This is a genomic window from Paenibacillus sp. FSL P2-0121 (assembly GCF_037975345.1).
In the GTDB taxonomy this organism is placed as follows: Bacteria; Bacillota; Bacilli; order Paenibacillales; family Paenibacillaceae; genus Paenibacillus_AQ; species Paenibacillus_AQ odorifer.
This window is the reverse complement of the sequence record NZ_CP150245.1, coordinates 6,126,080-6,147,067: the sequence shown is the minus strand read 5'-3', so window position 1 is coordinate 6,147,067 and position 20,988 is coordinate 6,126,080. Positions and strand designations below refer to the sequence as shown.

The following is a 20,988-nucleotide window of genomic DNA, read 5'->3' as shown; positions in this document are numbered from 1 at the left end:
TTGCTTTTCACCGGTAATAACAGGACAGGAGGAATATACATGGGAGAGAGCAAGAACTCCGGACGGCATGAGTTATGGTACAAGCAGCCGGCGGCTGTATGGGAAGAGGCGCTGCCCGTAGGTAACGGGAGGCTGGGCGGCATGGTCTTTGGTGGAATCGAAGAAGAACGGATTCAATTAAATGAAGACACTCTATGGTCAGGTTTCCCGCGGGATAAAGCCAACTATGAGGCACTGCGGCATTTGGCTCCAGCTAAACAGCTAGTTGCAGAGGGGAAATACAAGGAAGCAGAAGCACTGGTGGACGCCAAAATGTTAGGCAGCCGGACGGAATCCTATCAACCGCTTGGAGATTTGCGATTGAAGTTTAATTTTGCAGGTCCTGTAGAGGATTACCGGAGAGAGCTTGATCTGGATCAGGCGTTGGCTACGGTATCCTATACTGCCGGTGGTGTAAGGATCGTACGTGAAGTATTGGCCAGCAGACCGGATGACATTATAGCTCTTCATATCCGTGCTGAGGGGGGGGAGGGCCAAGCTACTCTGCCAGATTTCTGGGCGGATCTGGCATCACCACATCCTTTCAACTCGGAGATTACTCCGGATGGCATGCTGATTATGACTGGCCGTGCCCCGTCGCATGTGGCTGATAACTACGTAGGGGATCACCCGCGTGCCGTATTATATGAAGAGGGGCTTGGCATAAGTTTTGCTGCGGTTATGGAGATCCAGACGGAAGGTGGGACTTGTGTAGCGGAGAACGGCTCGCTGTTGATTTCTGGCGCGCACTCCATTACCCTTCGTCTGGCTGCGGCAACCGATTATGCCGGGTATGACCGGATGCCGGGAAGCGGTGGCAAGCTGCCAGCGGAGTTGTGCCTAGTGCAGTTAGCTTCAGCCTCTAAAGGATACGCAGAGCTTAAGCAGCGCCACTTAGAGGATCATCAATCCTTGTTCCACCGTGTGGAGTTGACGCTTGCATCTGCTGCTTCCCGAGGAGAGCTTCCGACTGATGAGCGCCTGGTACAATACCGCGAAGGACAGGCAGATCCTGAACTGGAAGCGTTGCTGTTCCAGTATGGCCGCTACCTGATGATTGCTGGCTCACGGCCGGGGACGCAAGCTCTGAATCTGCAGGGCATTTGGAATCCCTATATTCAGCCACCATGGAACAGCAATTATACGACAAATATAAACACCGAAATGAATTATTGGCCAGCCGAGTTATGCGGATTGGGCGAATGCCATGAACCTTTAATAGATTTTATCACGGAGCTTAGCGTGGCTGGCAGCCGTACAGCGAGTATTCATTATGCCGCACGTGGCTGGACAGTACACCATAATACCGATTTGTGGCGGATGACTTCTCCATCAGACGGTAAGGCGATGTGGGCTTTTTGGCCGATGGGCGGGGTATGGCTCTCTCGCCATCTATGGGAGCGTTACGCTTTTCGTCCAGATGAGGACTATTTGCGCACAGCTTATCCCATATTAAAGGGAGCCGCATTGTTTTGTCTGGATTGGCTAGTAGAGCTGCCTGATGGAAGATGGACCACAGGTCTGTCTACCTCGCCAGAGAATGTATTTCTGACTGCTGACGGCACACCATGCAGTGTCTCGGCTGGCTCAGCTATGGATTTATCGCTTATCGCTGAGTTGTTCAAGCACTGCATTCAGGCTGCTGATATTTTAAATACCGATGTAGAGCTGCGTCAGGAGCTTATGCAGAAACAGAAACAGCTTGCCCACCAAGGGATCGCACCGGACGGAACTGTCCGCGAATGGAATGAGGATTTTGCTGAACAAGAGCCTGGGCATCGTCATGTTTCTCATTTGTATGACCTGTATCCTGGGAACGTAATTAGCCCTTCCTCCATACCAGAGCTAGCGGAGGCGGCAGCCTTAACACTGAAGAAACGTATAGAACATGGAGGTGGCCATACAGGCTGGAGCGCAGCTTGGTTGCTTAATCTTTATGCGCGTCTGAAGGATGGCGAGAGTGCGGTTAGCTGTCTACGTCGCATTTTGCAAGATTCCAGTTTGCCGAACCTGTTCGGTAATCATCCTCCGTTTCAGATTGATGGAAACTTCGGAACTACAGCCGGAATAGCAGAAATGCTTTTGCAGAGTCATCAGGAGGGTCTGGAACTATTACCTGCTCTTCCAGAGGAATGGTCTGAAGGCAGCGTGAAAGGGTTGGTGGCACGTGGTGGCTTTGTCATGACTATAGAATGGAGCGGGGGCTGTTTAACTAGGGCAGAGGTTACCTCGACTCATGGCCGATCCTGCAGAATTGTTCAACACCAGCCTTTGCTCATTCAAAAACCGGATGGTACACAGATTGAAGGAGCGGGGCTGGAATTTGAAACAGTAATAGGAGAGACCTATCTCATTACACCCCTAAAGAAATAATTCATATTGATCTGGCTTAGAGGCTGTTCTCAGAGTAGAATTATTCTACAGAGAACAGTCTTTTTTTGCCCAAGTCTTCATTATCTATTAAATGGAGGGTTTTGAATAAGTCTGTAGGAGCCGGAGGATCAGAATAATTATGTGGAAAAAACGCTTCACGTTGGCAAAAGTCATTCTTGGAGGAGTGATTATTTGCGCAGCCATTCCCCCGACATTGTATTGGACCTGGGGGCATGCTTATGCGGCCACGACTTCACCGACCGTTCGTTCTGTGAGTGAAATTGCCCAGAAGCTAACCGGTGCGATGAATAATCGTAGAGAGACTATCACTTTTACTTATGAGGGGAAAACCTCGAATTTAAAAACACAGATACAAACGGGTCTAGATCAAGCGATGAATAGCGATCCCTATTTGTATTACATCATAGACAGCTACGGATACACTTATCGAGGGAGCAAAAGTTCTGTAAAGGTTACGGTAGAAGTGAAATACTTGGAAACGCTGGAGCAGACCGCTTTTGTGAACAAAGAAGTAAAGGCAACGCTCAAGAAGATCATTACACCGGGCATGAATAATCATCAGAAGGTTAAGGCTATCCACGACTGGGTGGTGCTGCGTCTGAAGTATGATACCTCTTATCGTAAATATACGGCTTATGAAGGCCTGAAGAGTGGCAGTGCCGTTTGCCAAGGGTATTCGCTGTTGACCTATAAGCTGCTCAAGGAAGCGGGATTCAGTAATAAAATCGTCGAGGGCACTGCAAAACAGCCGGGAGGACGCAGCCAGTCTCATGCTTGGAATCTAGTGCTGCTCGAAGGGAGATGGTATCATCTCGACACAACTTGGGATGACCCGACACCTGATAAAGCCGGCGTGGTAAGCACCGCGTATTACTTGAAGACGGATGCACAAATGCGTCAGGACCATAGCTGGACGAAGTCTTATCCGGCAGCTTCGGTTGCCTATTATAAGACCTTGTCAGCACTTGTAGAGCGTGGAGGACAGAGCGCCGGGGTGTATAAGCAGCTTCAGAAGGACCTTAATTATGAGCTGTATGCCGAGGAACGGATTGTACGTTCAGCAGCAGATTTAATTCAGCTGGCGAATAAGGCTGTCGCTTCAGGAGAGGGATCTTTATTATTCCGCTATGACGGTAGTGGAACCCAGCTGAAGAATGATCTACAGGAGTTATATAAACTTGGACTAGAGGAAGTGTCTTATTCTAGCACTTCTTTTGATAATACGGGTGATCTAAAAGTGTATGTGACTTGGGAATAGGCAAAGGGCTAAGTAAAATGAGGAGTTGAATATACTAGATTGATTTATATAAAAAGGGATATCCCGCAGCCTTTCAGGCTTCTGGATATCCCTTTTTGAGGAGTCTATTTATTCTGGGTGAGTACTAAGATCGCATTTATCCAAAGGAATAATATTACTCTTGCGGAAGAAGCGATAGCCGGCCCAAATCAAGACGAATAATGGCAGGCTGATATAGGAAACGGCAATACCGTACCAGTCGATGTTTCCACCTGAGAAGGCACCCATATTCTGGCCAAGGATGGCTACCGTACAAAGTACTAAGGCAAATATAGGCCCAAACGGGAACCATCTAGCCCGGTAAGGCAGCTCATCAAGGGAATGACCTTGAGCTATAAAGGCGCGTCTGAAACGATAATGGCAGACAGCGATGCCGAGCCAGTTAATAAATCCACACATACCGGAAGCATTAAGCAACCAGTTGTATACAGCACCGTCACCAAAGAATGATGCTAAAAAGGCTAACATACCAACGGCTGTGGTCACGAGCAAAGCGCCAACAGGAACACCGCGGCGATTAAGCTTGCCTAGAGCACGTGGAGCCATTCCATCCTTAGCCATAGCGTACAGGACGCGGGTGGAGGCGTACATTCCCGAGTTCCCGGCTGACAATACGGAGCTGAGAATGACAGCATTCATGACGGATGCGGCAATAGCAAGTCCTGCTTTATTAAATACGATCGTAAACGGACTGACTCCGATATCATCAATACCACCGCGCAGCAGATCTGGATTCGTGTAAGGAATCAGCATTCCGATTACTAGTATAGCGAGGATATAAAAGATTAATATACGCCAGAAGACTTGGCGAATAGCAATAGGTACGTTACGGCGAGGGTTCTCACTCTCACCTGCTGCAACACCGATTAGCTCGGTGCCTTGGAAGGAGAATCCCGCAGCCATAAAGACACCGACGAAAGCGAAGAAGCCACCGTGGAACGAGCTGCCCCCGATCTGGAAATTGCTGAAGCCTACGGCTTTTCCGCCCATGATTCCGAAAATCATCAAAACTCCGACAATAAGGAAGGCGATAACAGTAATAATTTTGATAATGGCAAACCAATATTCTGATTCTCCGTATCCACGAGCAGATAGGAAATTAAGACCGAACATCAGCAGCAGGAACACGAGACTCCAGAGAAAGGAGGGACTGTCCGGGAACCAATATTTAATAATGACGGTGGCGGCAGACAATTCTGCTGCAATCGTAACCGCCCAGTTATACCAGAAGTTCCAGCCGATGGCGAACCCAAAAGCGGGGCTGACGAAACGCGTGCCATAAGTGCTGAATGAGCCCGAATCCGGCAAATAGGTAGCGAGCTCTCCCAGACTGGTCATGAGGAAATAAACCATAACACCAACAGCCGTATAGGCTAGAAGTGCTCCACCGGGTCCGGCTGAAGCGATAGCGCCACCACTGGCCAGGAAGAGTCCAGTACCAATAGATCCTCCAAGCGCAATCATGGTCAAATGCCTTGCTTTAAATGATTTTTTTAGCTCAGGCGGGTTACTTACGTTGCCTTGTGCTAGATTTTGCTGCTTGCCCTGCATGATTTGACACTCCTTATGATCTAATCTTTCAATTCATGAACGGGGAGTGCTGAGCTGCTTCCTCCCGCAGAGCGGGAGAGTGTATTTGGTGGTCTCCATAAGGTTATGGACAAACACTAAATATACAAATTCTGTAAACGCAAAGAAACCGCAGACTATATCTGCGGTTTCCATCTATACAGCTCCGCATCATACTCCCTGTGAAGATAGCGCAACACATTATGACCTGCTGCTATGCAGGTTATACAATGTGACAGTTCCGTGCCTTTCGGCAACGGCCCCAGCCTGCACCGCTGTAAGAGCGACAGTGCAGACTTCGGCAGATATTCCTTTCGACGCGATTCATAGACGGCTCTAACGTCTCCACGCGCGTACTCTTTATATCCGCGACCTCTACCTCATCTTAGTATGACGAGGCTATCTTTACTTCATTCATTTATAAACAACAGGAATTAGTATAAAGCAAGTTCGCAAGTCAAGCAATGACAAAATCCGGTAGGGAATGTTAGCTGCGACGACGCTCTGACATTTGCTGCCAAACGGTACCCGCCGCTGCTTCACCGGAAGCGATACGTTCCAAAGCCATTTTGGCCTGAAGTCCAACCTCGAATTCCGGATCTTCCGCCGCAACTGACAGCGCTTCTTGGGCATCGGATGTGCCCACCTCATAGAGGAAACGAGCTGCGCGCCAGCGGACAAGCTTGCTCTTATCTGTCAGTGCTGCCGTCATCACTGGCGTGGCGGCAGGATCGCCGATGTCGGACAGCGTATCGCCTGCCGTACGTCTCACGGCTGGCGCGCTGTCTGCCATCGCCTCATAGAGCAGCTCCATCGCTTCAGGCGTGCGAAGGTCGCCTAGATACACGACCGCAAGCCTGCGAATATGCAGCTTGGGATCGTGCAGCGCCGCCTTAAGCTCCGGCAGGAGCTCCGCCGTCGGCGTAAGATCCTCCAGCGCGGCGTAACGCACGCGCCAATCCTCATGCTTCAGGTCTCGCAGCAGCTCATCCTGACTGCGGGTTCGTCTCTGCTCGACGAACTCGCCTTCGGCGCCGTGCGCAATGGCTTGCTGCACGAGAGAGTCGAGGCGTTCCTGCGGATACGCCGCTTCGACCTCTTGCTCCACCTCGCGTGCAATCTCCGCGGGCTCGCCATAACGCACGCCGTAATCAGTGAGCTTACGCTCTTTAATCATCACGGCGCTAGCCACATCCATAACCGCCTTCGTGAAGCGGTTTGCTAAGGAGATGCGCTCTTCATTCGCGCCGGTCTTAACGCGGATTTGCAGCGGAATTCCGCGGAACATCTGGACGAAGACTTGAGCTTCGCCGAAATGAGCGCCAGCGTTCTCATCGGCAAGATTCCAATCGTCATTTAAGCCTTCGCTGTTGCCGAAGCGGTTCTGAACTTCTCTTAGAATCGCTGCCCAATCCGCATTGCCCTTGCGTTCGAGCGCTGCAAAGTCAGCAGCGTGATAGATGCTAATAACGCCCGGTATCGTTAACATTTCGCGTGCCCAGGCCGGTGCGGAACGTTCACTTTCTGGTGTATAGGTTCTGCGAATTCCAGGTTCCAGACTTTCGTCCAAATGAAGCTTCATCGTATTTGGACTTGGAGTCGGTTCAATAAAAGTAATCTTCATACGTAGCTCCCCCTTGAACGGTATATGCACCGCCATACTTTATACACATATTATCTCATTTCTGGCGTGAAACACAAAAGGGTACTTAGATATTTTGCAGAAAAAGGGCGCACCATTACCAAGTAACTTGTATATTTTGCAAAATACTCTGCCGTTCAATATAGTTGTATTATATTCGCTAAAGTAAAGCATGCTCTGCAAACTTCTAAAGATGAGGTGCTCTATGGCTAAATTTCGCTACAATAACCTCGACAATGTGAGTACCGATAAAACACTTAAAGAGTTTCGTAAGTGGCGGGAGGAACGTCGACGGAAGAAAAAAGATTATTCATATGTAGTGCCAAGTACGCCGCCGAGGTTAGCTTATCTGGCGGAGAATCGCCTGGAGACCACCATTACGTGGATTGGGCATTCAACGTTTTTCCTTCAATATGAAGGGATGAATATCATTACTGATCCAATCTGGGCGAGAAGACTGGGCTTTGAGAAAAGATTGGGGCAACCCGGGATTCCGCTCAGCGAAGTGCCTCCCATTGACCTGATTCTGATCTCGCACTCTCATTATGACCACTTGCATATGGCTTCTATCCGTAAATTATATAGAGCAGGGACAACCCTTGTTGTTCCTATAGGCTTGAAACGAAAGATGCTCCGCAAAGGATTTCATAACTGCATAGAAATGGAATGGTGGCAGGAAAATACGCTAGGTAAAATTAAGCTTACCTTCGTGCCGACTCAGCACTGGACGCGGAGAACGCCTTGGGACACGAATACTTCTCATTGGGGAGGATACATTCTGCAGCCGATCGAATCGGATAGCGACAAGCTGCCCCCTAACCTGTATTTCGCAGGAGATAGCGGTTATTTTCCGGGTTTTAAGGAGATTGGGAGCCGCTATAAGCTTCATGTTGCACTCATGCCGATTGGAGCTTATGAACCGGAGTGGTTCATGACCTCGCAGCATGTAACCCCTGAAGAGGCTATACAAGCATTTGTAGATGTTGGAGCGGAGACCATGATTCCGATGCATTACGGCACCTATAGACTTGCTGATGATACGGCCCGGGAAGCGCTGGATCGGATGGAAAGTGCCCGGCTTAAACAGGGTATTTCTGAAGAACGAATCCGTACGCTCAGCTATGGCGAAACGCTTATTATACAACCCGAGAATCGCATAACTGGACAATAATTGAAAAAATTCCTCCTAACTGGCGACCTCTGTACAGCAGCTGGAATAACTTTAGTATTGGAGAGAACAGCTGAAAAGGCTATTTTACGGGCTTTTTGCTCTCTATTTATGCTATAATGAGCCGAAACCCTAAGTGAAAAGGATGGTAATGCGTAATGATTAGCACAAGCGGCGTAACACTCCGCTACGGAAAACGCGCTCTCTTTGAAGATGTAAACATAAAATTCACCCCTGGTAACTGCTACGGTTTGATTGGTGCCAATGGTGCCGGTAAATCAACCTTTCTGAAAATTCTGTCTGGTGAGATCGAAGCAAATACCGGTGAGGTACATGTTACACCGGGCGAACGTCTCGCAGTACTCAAACAGAACCATTTTGAGTATGATGAATTCCCGGTACTTGAGACCGTAATTATGGGTCATACACGTCTTTATGAAATTATGAAAGAAAAGGACGCGCTTTATGCGAAGTCCGATTTCACAGAAGCGGATGGCCTGCGTGCAGGGGAGCTTGAAGGTGAGTTCGCTGAGCTTAACGGCTGGGATGCTGAGCCAGATGCAGCTGCCATGCTGATTGGTCTCGGAATTATGCGTGAACTGCATGACAAAAAAATGGCCGAACTGAGCGGCAATGAAAAGGTACGGGTACTCTTGGCGCAAGCCTTGTTTGGCCGTCCGAATAACCTGCTGCTAGATGAGCCTACCAACCACTTGGATCTCGAATCTATTGGCTGGTTAGAGAATTTCCTCATGGACTATGAAGGTACTGTTATCGTCGTATCCCATGACCGTCACTTCCTGAATAAAGTATGTACGCATATTGCGGATATTGATTTTGGCAAAATCCAGATGTACGTCGGCAACTACGACTTCTGGTATGAGTCCAGTCAGCTTGCGCAAGCTTTGCAGCGTGATTCGAACAAGAAGAAGGAAGATAAAATCAAGGAATTGCAGGCATTTATCCAGCGTTTCTCGGCCAATGCTTCCAAGTCTAAACAAGCGACATCACGTAAGAAGCAACTTGAGAAAATTACCCTGGACGATATTCGTCCGTCCAACCGTAAATATCCGTTCCTAAACTTCAAACCTGAACGTGAAGCGGGTAAACAATTGCTGACAGTCAGCGGTTTGTCCAAAGCGGTGGAAGGTGAAAAGCTTCTTGATGAAATCAGTTTTGTAGTAAACAAAGGGGATAAGATTGCTTTTGTAGGCCCATACTCCCAGCCTAAATCCCTTCTGTTTGATGTGATTATGGGAGAGCAAGAAGCGGATGCGGGAGAATATACATGGGGAGTAACTACAACTCAAGCGTATTTCCCGAAAGACAACTCCAGCTATTTCGATGGTGTGGAAATGAATCTTGTAGAATGGCTACGCCAGTATTCTAAAGATCAGGACGAAACTTTCCTGCGTGGATTCTTGGGCCGTATGTTGTTCGCCGGAGAAGAAGCACTGAAGAAAGCAAGTGTGCTGTCCGGGGGCGAGAAGGTTCGCTGTATGCTGGCCAAAATGATGCTCAACGGCGCGAACGTGCTTGTGTTCGATGAACCAACCAATCACTTGGATCTGGAATCCATCACAGCACTGAATAACGGGCTGATCGATTTCGATGGCACGATTCTATTCACTTCCCATGACCATCAGTTCATCCAAACCATTGCTAACCGCATCATCGAGATTACACCTACAGGTGTAATTGATCGCTCCATGAGCTACGATGAATATTTGGAGAATCCAGAAATTAAGGAAATGCGCCAGCGCATGTATCCTGTAGAAGTATAATATTTAAATTCCGCTATGCGGAAGGAACCCCATGAAGCAGCTACTCTAATCCTTTTTAGGATCAGGGTAGCTGTCTTTATAATTTCGATTTTGAAAAGTTATTAACAAGTAGAATTCTACGGGGAGTATACGCGGGGCTTCCAAGACAGGAGTCTTTAGCCCTTGAGGGTTCCCAAAGCGCATGTTTTCAGCTGGCTAATCGTACATTAAAGAGAAGCAATTATGAATTTGAAGAGTTCTAATCCATCCTATCAGGCAGGACGAACGTATAAACGGCTGCGTTTCCCCGAGGGATTCGCAGCCGTTTATGTTTAAGTATAAGTAAATACTAAGATCCGCCAGTACGACGGCGTTGGTTGTTAGGCTTTTTGTTATTTTGGCTTTTTAGCGGTTTGGCGGAACCGGCCTGAAATGTGGATCCAGGCTTGGAGGAAGATTGTTGCTTCTTCTGTTCCAGTTTTTTACGGATAGCTTCCGCTAAGTTGATTTTACCTTTATCGTTGCTTTCGCTCATTATGATAACCTCCTTCGAAGCAAGTCCTTACACTTTATTCTAATTGTTTTTAAATGCTGCCACAAGGGCAAGAATAATTGAAAGAATTCTTTTCCGTATTTTAAATAATCGGGGGAAAAGAGGGGGAGCCAAGAATGACTGATATTTACGAAGATATACGTAAAGGCGAACGAGGAGCTTGGGTAAGCATAGCGGCTTACCTCATCCTATCATCATTTAAGCTGGTTTGTGGTTATTTATTTGCATCTAGCGCACTCGTAGCGGACGGGGTCAACAATTTAACAGATATCGTGGCATCCATAGCTGTGCTGGTGGGGTTACGGATTTCGCGGAAGCCACCTGACTCTGACCACGCTTACGGGCATTTCCGCGCAGAGACCGTAGCGGCGTTGTTGGCTTCTTTTATCATGGCGGTAGTGGGCCTTCAAGTGATTGTGGAGGCGGTGCGGTCCTTTTTCGATCGTACAAAAGAAACGCCACAGCTCTGGTCGGCAGGGGTGGCTATTGTATGTGCAGTAGCTATGATGGGGGTATACATATATAACAAAAGACTGGCCAAACAAATTAACAGTGGGGCACTTATGGCAGCGGCTAAGGATAATTTTTCTGATGCAATGGTCAGTGTTGGAGCCGCAGTTGGGATTGTGGGTGCACAGTTTGGTTTGCCATGGATTGATTCCGCAGCAGCTGTTCTTGTCGGACTCATTATCTCCAAGACCGCTTGGGATATTTTTCGTGATTCGACCTATCGGCTTACCGATGGCTTTGATCAAGATAAATTGATGGATCTACGCAGTACGATTGCTCGAACGCCGGGAGTAGAAGAGATTAAAGATGTGAAGGCACGGGTTCATGGTAATCATGTGCATGTGGATGTTGTAGTGGAAGTGGATGCGAATATTTCTGTGACGGAAGGTCATGAAATAAGTGATTCCATCGAAGAAAGAATGAGCAAAATGCATAATATTATGAATGTGCAGGTGCACGTGGAACCTAAAAAATAAATCGCGAAATGCTATATTAAGGAAAAATAACACATATTCAAGGAGAAATCGAGACTTTAGACCTGTGTGTTACCATAAAGTGGCATGATTATATGTGAAATTTGGAGCATGTTCCAAATCCCGGGCAAGCCTATAATGAGGGCATAAAGGAATAATGTAGTACAATCCTTTATTGAAATCTCATCATGGAATTTGGGGGAACGTATGATCAAATCACATAAGCAAATTACAGCATCTTTGTTAGTATCTGCTGCAATTGTTGCAGGTTTAGGAGTATCTGCTCCTGGACAAGCAGCGGCAGCCTCAAGTTCATCTAATTCAGTTACAGCAGCTTCAGCCGTTCAAACAGGTGTGATCGAGGCTAGTGTTCGCCTTCGCAGCACCCCTTCTACTGACGGAGAAATAGTGAAGTACTTGCAAAAGGGAGATCAAGTGCAGATCCTTTCGCAGCCTAACAGCTATTGGTATCAAGTAAAAACGGCTGATGGTTCAGTGGGTTATACAAGTGCAGGAGATAAATATATCAGTGTATCCTCTGCTTCAGTAACGACACCATCGGCACAAACTGGCACCATTAAGTATGGTGTGAATCTTCGAGTTTCACCTTCAACAAGCGGGAAAATAATGAAGCTTTTGAATAAGGGAGAAAAAGTAGAAGTTCTGGCGCAGCCTAACAGTTACTGGTATCAAGTTAAAGCGGCGGATGGTAGCATCGGATATATAAGTTCAAGTGAACAATATAGTACACTTTCAGGAAACGGTGGGGGATCTGGAACGGTAACACCAACACCAACGCCTACACCAACGCCTACACCCAAACCACCTGTAACAACACCGGGGGCTTCAGCCCAAATCGAACGGGTGATTGCTGCAGGTATGGGATATCTAGGAACGCCTTATGAGTATGGCTCCAGCAGAAATGATACAAGCACCTTTGATTGCTCGGACTTCATCCGGCAAATTTTTATGGATGCAGCCAATCTCAAACTGCCGGCGGATTCCCGTCAACAGGGAGATTGGGTGAAGTCGAATAGTACGGTGGTTACGTCTATTTCCAATTTGAAGCGCGGCGACTTAATGTTCTTTATGGATTATAAGGGGAATTCTGCTTCTGCTTATGAGGGAATCGACAAATCTACAGCTAGAATATCGCATGTTGCAATGTATCTAGGAGATGGACAAGTTCTACAAACTTATTCCGTAGCTTCAGGCGGGGTAAGAGTAGATAAACTAAGCGCTTCTTGGATGAATCGTTTTCTCTACGGAGGTTCGGTCATTCGCTAAATATATGAAAATGCAGGAAGCGACAGCATCGCATGTTTGTGACGGGTGAACGATGGCGGGCGTACGCGCAAGAGGGCTATCCTTTTAGTAGAATTCTCTACTGAAGGGGTAGCTCTTCCTGTTTATCTGTTCAGAATATGTACTCTCCACATAAAAAAAGGGCAGTACCATCGGCCATTTTCTTGGCTCTTGGGACACCCCTTCTTCGCTTATTGATTAATTATGGCAAAATCACATTGGCTGATACAGGAACCTTAACCCATGCTTTTCCTAGCCAAGTGTAAATTTCTCTCCATTCATTACCCCAAGTATCCGAAATGACTTCACCTGTTGTATCAAGAGTCTGAACGCCAAGCCAGCCTGCTGGAATTATACCTCCGACTGAAAAGTAGAAAGGTGTTTTCTCAGTCAGCACTATTTGCGGTGTAGCTGGACTCATATCCGCTGGAGTTATAATGGTTTCAAAAGAATTGCTGTAAGTGCTTCCAGTTACGGTTGCAGGAGCCGTAGTAGTTCCTGTTACTTCAGCTGCTGAAGCTGTAGCTGCAATGGAAGCCATAAGTCCTAAGGCTACTGTAAGGCTGGCGATTTTTTTCATGTTTGGTTCCTCCTGTGGGGGTTGGATGTATTTTTTTCCAAAAGCGCTGTTTGTTAATAAGCTAGTAAACGTAATTGATGCGTGATGAACCACCCATTCAACATTTCTTATTTTCTCAAGTGACATCTGTGCAGGAATGACCTATACTTTCTGCATGATGAATAAGATATATGGATAGATATGGGAGGGATACAACAGTCACACCATTAATAAGAGGGGCTACATAGATCTGCCTCTGCGTCCCGTGAAGAGAGAAATTACAAACAGAACCAGGAAGACGAAGAACAGGATCTTAGCAAGACCAGCAGCGGCAGCTACTAGGTTGAAGAAACCAAAGATTCCGGCGATTACTGCGACTACAAGTAGTATTGCGGACCATTTTAACATTACATATCACCTATCCTTTTTTGATTAATGTAGTCATTGTATAAACGGGGACTTTGATTTTGAAACAAAAGGGAAGAGGGACTCTTGACAACGCTCGACAAGATGTTTCGGCTTATGGGACCAGGGGTAACTATGCAGTATACAAGGCTGATTAGCCGATATTTATGAGATATGGAAGGGGTTATGAATATGATCATTGAACTTAGTGTAGCACTCGTCGCAATTGCATTCGCAGTACTTGTTTTCTTTTTAATTAAAACTTTAAAGTCGGCAAAGGATTCACTCGACAAAGTCAGCCAAACCTTGGTGGAAGTACAGAAGACGATGGATGAGCTTACTTATGAAGTGAAAACGACGGTCAGACACGCAAATGAAATCACTGCCGATGTACAGCATAAGATTCAGAAGATTGACCCAGTCATCGATTCTGTCAAGAATCTGGGTGATGTTATGAATGAGCTAACCTTAACGGTCAAACAAGTGTCAGTCACAGTGATTGAGAAATATCGTAAATCGCGTGAGCTGAAGGAGAAGAGTAAGGAAGTCTCTATAAAAGAAGCTCCGTTAACTCCTGCTGAAGAACGTACTGTTAACTCCTATGATGCCATTTATGCTGAGAAGTCACCGGGAAAAATAGCTACAGTGCTAAAAGGTGTAGACGTAGCTGCAACTCTTTGGAAAAAATTTCGTCATTAAGCATAAGATAGTAAGGCTTCTGTAATCGGTGGCTGCAGATAAGAAAGGTGGGACACAACATGAACATGATGATCCTTTTATTTGGTCTTCTTTTCCCATACTTTGATGCGTCTCCACAGTTGGCGCCTATCTCTACTTTTATTGAACAACCTAAGTCGGTTCTCGCATTTGAACATGCTTCAGCATCCAGCCCATATATAAATCACTTTGATTCTCTGCAAGGTGTTGCTTTATACACCACAAAGGAAGAACTGCTTCTGACCAAAGGCAATCCGCTTGCGGTGACAAATGATCCATTGCTAGAGACAGTGGAGTACCACTACGCAGATGTGACAGTGGGTGTGGGCGAGGGTGTTGTACTTTATGTACATGTTGCACCTCCGCAAGCACAGCAGTTCGGTTTACATGTAGATGGCGTAGAAATCGATCCTTTAACAGATAATCTGCAAGATACTTTGGGCAAACCGTATTTTATAGCCGAAGATGGGGATGTATACCTGAGAGGGAATAATGCACTCAAAATATATCGAAATTTGGCGGGTGAATTTGAAGGAATTGATTTATTTGATAGTATTTCTTCCTAATGTGTTTCATATTTGAGCAAATTGGTTAATAAACATAGGCTGTCTTTAGAATAGAGTAACCTCCAGCCCCACTAGGTATAGTGGGGCTGGAGGTTACTTTGCTGAATACGTAAATTGATCCTATGACTATATTTACATATTATGAAAATAGAAATAACACTGTAAAATAGCGTATGATATAGTTAATAGGTTTGCAGAATTTTACGGTCGTAATACTACTCGTGTGAGGTGAAGATGATGAGAATCTTAATCGTGGATGACAATCCGACTAATGTTATCATTATCCGTGAAATCCTGAAAAAAGAAGATTACCGAAATTTCGTAACCGCATCCTCTGCCAAAGAGATGCTGGAACGGCTTGGAATCGGTTCGGGGAGTGAAGATGGACGTCCCCGGATGTCAGATATTGATCTGATTTTACTGGATATGATGATGCCAGAAATGGATGGGATCGAAGCATGTCGTGTTGTGCAGCAATACGAACATCTTAAGGATATTCCAATAATAATGGTTACAGCTGTAGGCGATTCTAAGAAATTGGCCGAAGCGCTGGATGCAGGTGCAGTAGATTATGTTACGAAACCTATTAATAAAGTGGAGCTAATGGCCCGGATTCGGCTTGCTCTGCGGTTGAAACGTGAGAAAGATTGGCATAAGGAACGGGATCAGCGGATTCAGGAGGAATTGAGACTGGCTGCACTCGTGCAGAATGCTGTACTCAGCCTACCCCTGCAGGAAGAGAATTTCGAGGTGCATGCTATCTATCAGCCTTCCTCTGAATTGGCGGGTGATTTATATGCTTGGTATCCCCTAGGGGATGGCCGATATGGCGTAATCCTCCTGGACATTATGGGACACGGTATATCGTCCTCTCTTTTTTGCATGTTCCTTGCGTCAGTATTAAAGGATACGGTAACTACCTATGTAGAGCCGGAAAAGGTAATTCAGGAACTCAATCGAAGGTTTAACCAACTTTATATTGAGAAAAAGCTGATTCAATATTATTTTACGACGATTTATCTTGTGATCGACACTCGTATAAAGCGTATTGACTACGTTAACGCCGGGCATCCACCTGCGCTATTTTTTGAGGGCGCAGCTATGACTCCGGTCTTGCTGGAAAGTAATTGTCACCCTGTAGGCCTGTTTGAACGGATTGATATTCAGCCTCAGAGCTTGACCTACGAAGATGAAGGGCATTTGGTTCTCTATACAGATGGTCTGCTGGAGCTGGTTGAGGGTGAACAGGAAGAGCAGCTGAAGTTTATGATTAAGCATTTAAATGTTGAGCATGAATGGAAGGAAGAAACTATACGGGCTGCTTTTTTCAATGCTGATGTTCCTAAAGAGCGTGACGATGACAAATGTATAGTGTGGATCTCACTGAAGAAGGGAACAGAATGAGGATGAAAATAAAGGCTAAACTCTTAATTGGTTTTAGTGCGATGCTGGCGATTATGCTGGCACTTACTATGATTGGATACGATCGTTTGGATTATATGAATGGTCAGCTTGAGGGTTACCAGGATAGATATATGAAGGGGCGCTCTTCTTCAGGTATGCGTGGAGAAGTGAATGATATGGCGCGCATATTAACGACGACCATGTTAAGTGCGGATACATCAACGGTAGAATCACAAAAAAAAGAGATTGATAAAAAAATAGCTAAGGCGAATGAGCACTACGACAAAATAAAAGAATCAATGACTAGCGCTGAAGAGATGCAGATCGTTAATCAAATTGATGATTCTTATACGATCTATCTAAATTATCAGGAAAAAATATTGAAGCTGCTATCAGCTGGTTATTTCCAGAATGCCAGTACGTATTCTAACACAGAGGGACAAGCGATTCAGAATGCCGTGTTAAATGCTCTGAACAGTCTCTCTGATTATAATGCCTTTATTATGAATGAAGAGAGCGCAAAAGCTAAAGATGCCTATCAAAGCTCTACTCAGATGGTCATCTTGATGATGATTGTAGGTCTATTACTTGGACTTGGAGTTGTTCTATGGATCATTCCAAGCATTACGCGGGGACTTAATGTCGTTTCGATGATGATTACCAGCTTTGGCAACGGCAGAATCCGGGCCATAAGGCGCATAAAGGTTACTTCGAAAGATGAGATTGGTGAGGTTGCCCTTGTCTTTAAGAAAATGGCGTTAGATCTTGAAGAGAAACAGCAAATGGAACAGGCTTATGCACAGGCACAGAATGATCAATCCTGGCTGAATGCAAATGTTGCTCAGGTGACAGAACTTCTCCGGGGGGTTAGCTCATTGGATCAGGTCTCACAGACCTTTATCAACGAGTTCACCCCTGTGCTCGGAGCCCAGTTTGGAGCTGTGTATTTGAAGGATGCTAATCGTCCCGATTTTTTACGAAGCAGTGGTTATTATGCAGTAGATAACGATAAGAAACCAAAGGAAGGTTTTTTGATTGGAGAAGGGCTTGTAGGACAAAGTGCGCTTGATATGCACCCAATCAGATTGGAGCGGGCTCCTGAAGATTATATCTCCGTGAAATCCGGCTTTGTGGATTCACAGCCAGGATATATTTCCATTCATCCGCTTATTTTTGAAGACGAGCTGCTCGGTGTAGTAGAATTCGCTTCATTCCAGCCATTTAGCAGTCTGAAAAATGATTTGCTGCAACAACTTGCGAATAATTTAAGCATTATTTTCAATAATATTAGTCGTCGTCTGATTGTAGAGAAATTACTGCGTGAGTCACAAGCACTTACGGAAGAACTGCAATGTCAGTCAGAGGAGCTGCAGACTCAGCAAGAAGAACTGCGTCGTTCCAATGAGAACTTGGAAGAGCAGACGGACGCACTTAAGCGTTCAGAAGAACTGCTGCAACGTCAACAGGAGGAATTGGAACATTACAATACGGAACTCGTCGCCAAGACTCGTGCACTAGAGGAACAAGTGCAGGAGGTCGAGGAGAAAAAAGATGAAATTGAGCATGCTAAGGTTCAGCTAGAGAAACAGGCTATGCAATTATCCGTGACTAGTAAGTATAAATCGGAATTTATGGCGAACATGTCCCATGAATTGCGGACGCCGCTCAACAGTCTGCTGATCTTGTCCCAGCTGCTTACCGAGAACAAGGATGGTAATTTAACGGAGAAGCAGGTTGAATTTGCCCATACGATTTATATGTCAGGTGCTGACCTGCTTAAGATGATTGATGAAATTTTAGACCTGTCCAAGGTTGATGCAGGAAAAATGGAACTGAATCATGAAGAAATTAAACTGACTGAGCTGAAAAGCTTTGTGAAGCAGAATTTTGCTCCGCAGGCGATCAAAAAAGGACTCTCCTTACGGATAGCCTTTAACGAGCCGCTGCCAGATAGCGTAATTGCCGATAGTCATCGGTTGAAGCAGGTTTTAAGAAACCTGCTTTCCAATGCCTTTAAATTTACAACCGAAGGTTTTATCGAGTTTTCAGTTAGCCCGGCAGATAGTAATCTCTTGCCACTAAATCTGCCGAGTGATAATGAATATATTGCTATTGCTGTGAAGGACAGTGGCATTGGTATTCCGGCTGACAAAACAGATATTGTATTCGAAGCCTTCCAGCAAGTAGATGGAACTACCAGCCGTAAATATGGAGGCACGGGCCTGGGATTGTCGATCAGCCGTGAATTGGTTCGTATAATGGGTGGAGCTATTGTGCTCGAATCCCGTGAGGGACAAGGCAGTACCTTCACTTTGTATTTGCCGGTGAAGGCAAATTACAGTAAACAACCTGCAGAAATAGAAGCTGCTGTGTCCAAAGAGGATTCAACATATGATGAATATATTGGAGACATGCTTCCAACCTTAGTGCCAGCAGCCGTTAATGTACCCCTTCCACAACTGACGATTGAGGATGACCGTGACAATTTGACGGCGAATGACAAAGTCCTGCTTATTATTGAAGATGATGAAAGCTTTGCGAAAATCTTGCTAGACATGGCTCGTGGGCGCAGATTTAAAGGTTTAGTAGCGCTTCAAGGCGATATAGGACTGCAGATGGCAAAAACTTATTTGCCAGATGCGATCATTCTCGATATACAGCTGCCTGTAATGGACGGCTGGACCATCCTTAGAGAGCTGAAAAGTGCATCTCAGACCCGTCACATTCCTGTTCATGTTATCTCAGTGAACGATGAAGTGAAGCAAGGATTAATGATGGGAGCTATGGCGTATCTTAGAAAACCATCTTCAAGAGAAGCATTGGAGCGGGCTTTCTCACAAATTGAGAACTATACGTCCAGCACAGTGAAGTACCTTCTGATTGTTGAAGATGATGAGATTCAACGTCGTTCCATTATGGAATTGATCGGTCACGATGATGTAGCTATCACCGCGGTATCAACCGGCAATGAGGCACTGATGGAGCTGCGCAAGCAGAGATATGATTGTATGGTTCTGGATCTTATGCTTGGGGATATGAACGGCTTTGAATTGCTGGATCAGATTCGTGATGATGAAGAATTAAATGATCTTCCTATTATTATTTATACAGGTAAGGATTTAGATAGCAAAGAGGAGACACAGCTCCGCAAGTATGCTGAATCCATAATTATTAAGGATGTTCGTTCTCCGGAACGACTACTGGATGAGACAACGTTGTTCTTGCACCGGGTAGAAGCCAATCTTCCGGAAGATAAACGTAAAATTTTGCAGAAGCTGCATAACAAAGAAGAGTTATTCGAAGGGAAGAAAATACTGCTCGTCGATGATGATATTCGTAATGTTTTTGCACTCTCTAGTGTACTGGAAGAATACCACATGGAAGTGAAGTTTGCGGAGAATGGACGTGAAGCGCTGGAAATGCTGGTAGAGCAAGAAGATTTTGATCTCGTGCTTATGGATATGATGATGCCGGAAATGGACGGATATGAAGCTATGCGCCGAATCCGTGAAATGCCGCAATATCAGAAACTGCCTATTATTGCGCTTACCGCCAAAGCAATGAAAGAGGATCGCGCCAAATGTATTGAAGCGGGAGCTTCTGATTATATGAAGAAACCGATCGCAACAGGTCAACTTCTTTCGTTAATGCGTGTCTGGTTGTATTCGTAAACTCAAATTTGGGGTAATACCTTTTTAAGAACTAACATGACTAGAATTACGGTGTGTTAATAAGGGAGTCGGGATAACAATGAAAGCGATAGAACACGGATATGAGGAGCAGCCCGTTATGGTAGGAAGTGACGAGTTGGAGCAAATTGAGATCGAGCTGCTCCTTGATGGAGTACACCGTTTATATGGATATGATTTCCGGAATTATGCGTTGCCTTCTTTGAAGCGACGTATCTGGCATCATGTGCATGCGGAGAATGTACACAGCATATCCGCGCTGCAAGAAAAGGTGCTGCATGATCGTGCCTGTTTTGAACGATTTGTCTATAGTCTCTCCATTCCGGTTACCGAAATGTTTAGGGACCCGGGGTTATTTTTAACGTTTCGCCAGAAGGTAGTTCCGTTGTTGAGGACTTATCCCTATATTCGTATCTGGCATGCTGGATGCTCCACTGGTGAAGAAGTATACTCTATGGCCATCCTGCTTCATGAAGAAGGGCTTTACGATAAGGCTCGGATTTATGCCACAGATATGAATGAGCGTTCTTTACAGCAGGCTAAGGAAGGCGTCTATGATATTAGCAGAATGAAGCAATACACTAAGAATTATTTGGAGGCGGGAGGTACCCGGGCATTCTCTGAATACTATACAGCGAAGTATAACTCGGTTATTTTACAGCCATATTTACGCAAAAACATTATATTCGCTGAGCATAACTTGGCTACAGATACTTCTTTTAATGAGTTTAATGTTATTTTCTGCCGCAATGTGATGATCTATTTCAATGATGAGCTGCGGGATCATGTTCACGGCTTGTTTCATGAAAGTTTAAGTCGTTTTGGAATACTTGTTCTAGGCTCTAAAGAATCCATTCACTTTACGAAGTACAGCGATTGTTATGAGTCTTTGGACAGAGTAGAAAAAATATACCGTAACATAAAATAACGCATGA

16 protein-coding genes and 1 riboswitch are annotated in these 20,988 nt (G+C 45.6%); of the genes, 11 read left to right on the top strand and 5 right to left on the bottom strand.

The window, feature by feature from the left end:
• The first annotated feature begins 39 nt into the window (after positions 1 to 39).
• On the top strand, positions 40 to 2,412 hold the full coding sequence (locus MKY54_RS27075; protein WP_339188530.1) for a glycoside hydrolase family 95 protein: 2,373 nt from the start codon (positions 40 to 42) through the stop codon (positions 2,410 to 2,412).
• 139 nt (positions 2,413 to 2,551) lie between these two features.
• The gene (locus tag MKY54_RS27070) at positions 2,552 to 3,691 is read left to right on the top strand and encodes a transglutaminase domain-containing protein (RefSeq protein ID WP_076185435.1); all 1,140 of its coding nucleotides are present in this window, start codon (positions 2,552 to 2,554) and stop codon (positions 3,689 to 3,691) included.
• A gap of 108 nt (positions 3,692 to 3,799) precedes the next feature.
• On the opposite strand, the gene MKY54_RS27065 is transcribed toward MKY54_RS27070, so the two are convergent.
• Entirely contained in the window at positions 3,800 to 5,281 is a 1,482-nt protein-coding gene (locus tag MKY54_RS27065) for an amino acid permease (RefSeq protein WP_076179353.1), read from the bottom strand.
• 199 nt (positions 5,282 to 5,480) lie between these two features.
• Positions 5,481 to 5,685, bottom strand: a riboswitch (Lysine riboswitch).
• A gap of 101 nt (positions 5,686 to 5,786) precedes the next feature.
• Positions 5,787 to 6,923 (bottom strand): virulence factor, encoded by a 1,137-nt coding sequence (locus MKY54_RS27060; RefSeq protein ID WP_076128692.1) that lies wholly within the window; start codon positions 6,921 to 6,923, stop codon positions 5,787 to 5,789.
• Positions 6,924 to 7,146: 223 nt separating this feature from the next.
• On the opposite strand from MKY54_RS27060, the gene MKY54_RS27055 reads away from it, so the two are divergent.
• Positions 7,147 to 8,112: an MBL fold metallo-hydrolase gene (locus tag MKY54_RS27055; protein ID WP_076185434.1), complete on the top strand. Its 966-nt coding sequence runs from the start codon at positions 7,147 to 7,149 to the stop codon at positions 8,110 to 8,112.
• Positions 8,113 to 8,267: 155 nt separating this feature from the next.
• Positions 8,268 to 9,893, top strand: a complete 1,626-nt coding sequence (locus tag MKY54_RS27050; protein WP_036680232.1) for an ATP-binding cassette domain-containing protein — start codon at positions 8,268 to 8,270, stop codon at positions 9,891 to 9,893.
• A 328-nt stretch (positions 9,894 to 10,221) separates the two neighbouring features.
• Here the strand turns inward: MKY54_RS27050 and MKY54_RS27045 are convergent, their stop codons facing one another.
• Positions 10,222 to 10,407: a hypothetical protein gene (locus MKY54_RS27045; RefSeq protein WP_036680230.1), complete on the bottom strand. Its 186-nt coding sequence runs from the start codon at positions 10,405 to 10,407 to the stop codon at positions 10,222 to 10,224.
• Positions 10,408 to 10,541: 134 nt separating this feature from the next.
• Between MKY54_RS27045 and MKY54_RS27040 the strand changes: the two genes are divergently transcribed.
• The gene (locus tag MKY54_RS27040; RefSeq protein ID WP_076128688.1) at positions 10,542 to 11,411 is read left to right on the top strand and encodes a cation diffusion facilitator family transporter; all 870 of its coding nucleotides are present in this window, start codon (positions 10,542 to 10,544) and stop codon (positions 11,409 to 11,411) included.
• Positions 11,412 to 11,615: 204 nt separating this feature from the next.
• Complete coding sequence (locus MKY54_RS27035) at positions 11,616 to 12,695, top strand: SH3 domain-containing C40 family peptidase (protein WP_076282662.1); 1,080 nt, start codon at positions 11,616 to 11,618, stop codon at positions 12,693 to 12,695.
• Positions 12,696 to 12,915: 220 nt separating this feature from the next.
• On the opposite strand, the gene MKY54_RS27030 is transcribed toward MKY54_RS27035, so the two are convergent.
• Both MKY54_RS27030 and MKY54_RS27025 read right to left on the bottom strand, forming a co-directional pair.
• Positions 12,916 to 13,293 carry a hypothetical protein gene (locus MKY54_RS27030; RefSeq protein WP_076128684.1) on the bottom strand — a complete coding sequence of 126 codons (378 nt, stop codon included), beginning with the start codon at positions 13,291 to 13,293 and terminating at the stop codon, positions 12,916 to 12,918.
• A 219-nt stretch (positions 13,294 to 13,512) separates the two neighbouring features.
• Positions 13,513 to 13,680, bottom strand: coding sequence for a DUF1328 domain-containing protein (locus tag MKY54_RS27025; protein WP_036680225.1), 168 nt, complete (start codon positions 13,678 to 13,680; stop codon positions 13,513 to 13,515).
• A gap of 189 nt (positions 13,681 to 13,869) precedes the next feature.
• On the opposite strand from MKY54_RS27025, the gene MKY54_RS27020 reads away from it, so the two are divergent.
• The 5 genes from MKY54_RS27020 (at position 13,870) to MKY54_RS27000 (ending at position 20,981) form a co-directional block, all read left to right on the top strand.
• Positions 13,870 to 14,376: a DUF948 domain-containing protein gene (locus MKY54_RS27020; protein ID WP_036680224.1), complete on the top strand. Its 507-nt coding sequence runs from the start codon at positions 13,870 to 13,872 to the stop codon at positions 14,374 to 14,376.
• A gap of 59 nt (positions 14,377 to 14,435) precedes the next feature.
• Positions 14,436 to 14,960, top strand: coding sequence for a hypothetical protein (locus MKY54_RS27015; RefSeq protein WP_248549630.1), 525 nt, complete (start codon positions 14,436 to 14,438; stop codon positions 14,958 to 14,960).
• A 237-nt stretch (positions 14,961 to 15,197) separates the two neighbouring features.
• Positions 15,198 to 16,364 carry a fused response regulator/phosphatase gene (locus tag MKY54_RS27010; RefSeq protein ID WP_248549631.1) on the top strand — a complete coding sequence of 389 codons (1,167 nt, stop codon included), beginning with the start codon at positions 15,198 to 15,200 and terminating at the stop codon, positions 16,362 to 16,364.
• 2 nt (positions 16,365 to 16,366) lie between these two features.
• Positions 16,367 to 20,035 carry a response regulator gene (locus tag MKY54_RS27005; RefSeq protein ID WP_248549643.1) on the top strand — a complete coding sequence of 1,223 codons (3,669 nt, stop codon included), beginning with the start codon at positions 16,367 to 16,369 and terminating at the stop codon, positions 20,033 to 20,035.
• A gap of 79 nt (positions 20,036 to 20,114) precedes the next feature.
• Entirely contained in the window at positions 20,115 to 20,981 is an 867-nt protein-coding gene (locus MKY54_RS27000; RefSeq protein ID WP_051491113.1) for a protein-glutamate O-methyltransferase CheR, read from the top strand.
• Positions 20,982 to 20,988 lie beyond the last annotated feature (7 nt).

Bases quoted from the DNA above. Each gene is read 5' to 3' on its own strand.
- MKY54_RS27030 (WP_076128684.1), bottom strand. From the start codon at position 13,293: ATGAAAAAAATCGCCAGCCTTACAGTAGCCTTAGGACTTATGGCTTCC.
- MKY54_RS27020 (WP_036680224.1), top strand. From the start codon at position 13,870: ATGATCATTGAACTTAGTGTAGCACTCGTCGCAATTGCATTCGCAGTA.
- MKY54_RS27050 (WP_036680232.1), top strand. From the start codon at position 8,268: ATGATTAGCACAAGCGGCGTAACACTCCGCTACGGAAAACGCGCTCTC.
- MKY54_RS27060 (WP_076128692.1), bottom strand. From the start codon at position 6,923: ATGAAGATTACTTTTATTGAACCGACTCCAAGTCCAAATACGATGAAG.
- MKY54_RS27040 (WP_076128688.1), top strand. From the start codon at position 10,542: ATGACTGATATTTACGAAGATATACGTAAAGGCGAACGAGGAGCTTGG.
- MKY54_RS27035 (WP_076282662.1), top strand. From the start codon at position 11,616: ATGATCAAATCACATAAGCAAATTACAGCATCTTTGTTAGTATCTGCT.
- MKY54_RS27000 (WP_051491113.1), top strand. From the start codon at position 20,115: ATGAAAGCGATAGAACACGGATATGAGGAGCAGCCCGTTATGGTAGGA.
- MKY54_RS27065 (WP_076179353.1), bottom strand. From the start codon at position 5,281: ATGCAGGGCAAGCAGCAAAATCTAGCACAAGGCAACGTAAGTAACCCG.
- MKY54_RS27015 (WP_248549630.1), top strand. From the start codon at position 14,436: ATGAACATGATGATCCTTTTATTTGGTCTTCTTTTCCCATACTTTGAT.
- MKY54_RS27045 (WP_036680230.1), bottom strand. From the start codon at position 10,407: ATGAGCGAAAGCAACGATAAAGGTAAAATCAACTTAGCGGAAGCTATC.
- MKY54_RS27005 (WP_248549643.1), top strand. From the start codon at position 16,367: ATGAAAATAAAGGCTAAACTCTTAATTGGTTTTAGTGCGATGCTGGCG.
- MKY54_RS27070 (WP_076185435.1), top strand. From the start codon at position 2,552: ATGTGGAAAAAACGCTTCACGTTGGCAAAAGTCATTCTTGGAGGAGTG.
- MKY54_RS27010 (WP_248549631.1), top strand. From the start codon at position 15,198: ATGAGAATCTTAATCGTGGATGACAATCCGACTAATGTTATCATTATC.
- MKY54_RS27075 (WP_339188530.1), top strand. From the start codon at position 40: ATGGGAGAGAGCAAGAACTCCGGACGGCATGAGTTATGGTACAAGCAG.
- MKY54_RS27055 (WP_076185434.1), top strand. From the start codon at position 7,147: ATGGCTAAATTTCGCTACAATAACCTCGACAATGTGAGTACCGATAAA.
- MKY54_RS27025 (WP_036680225.1), bottom strand. From the start codon at position 13,680: ATGTTAAAATGGTCCGCAATACTACTTGTAGTCGCAGTAATCGCCGGA.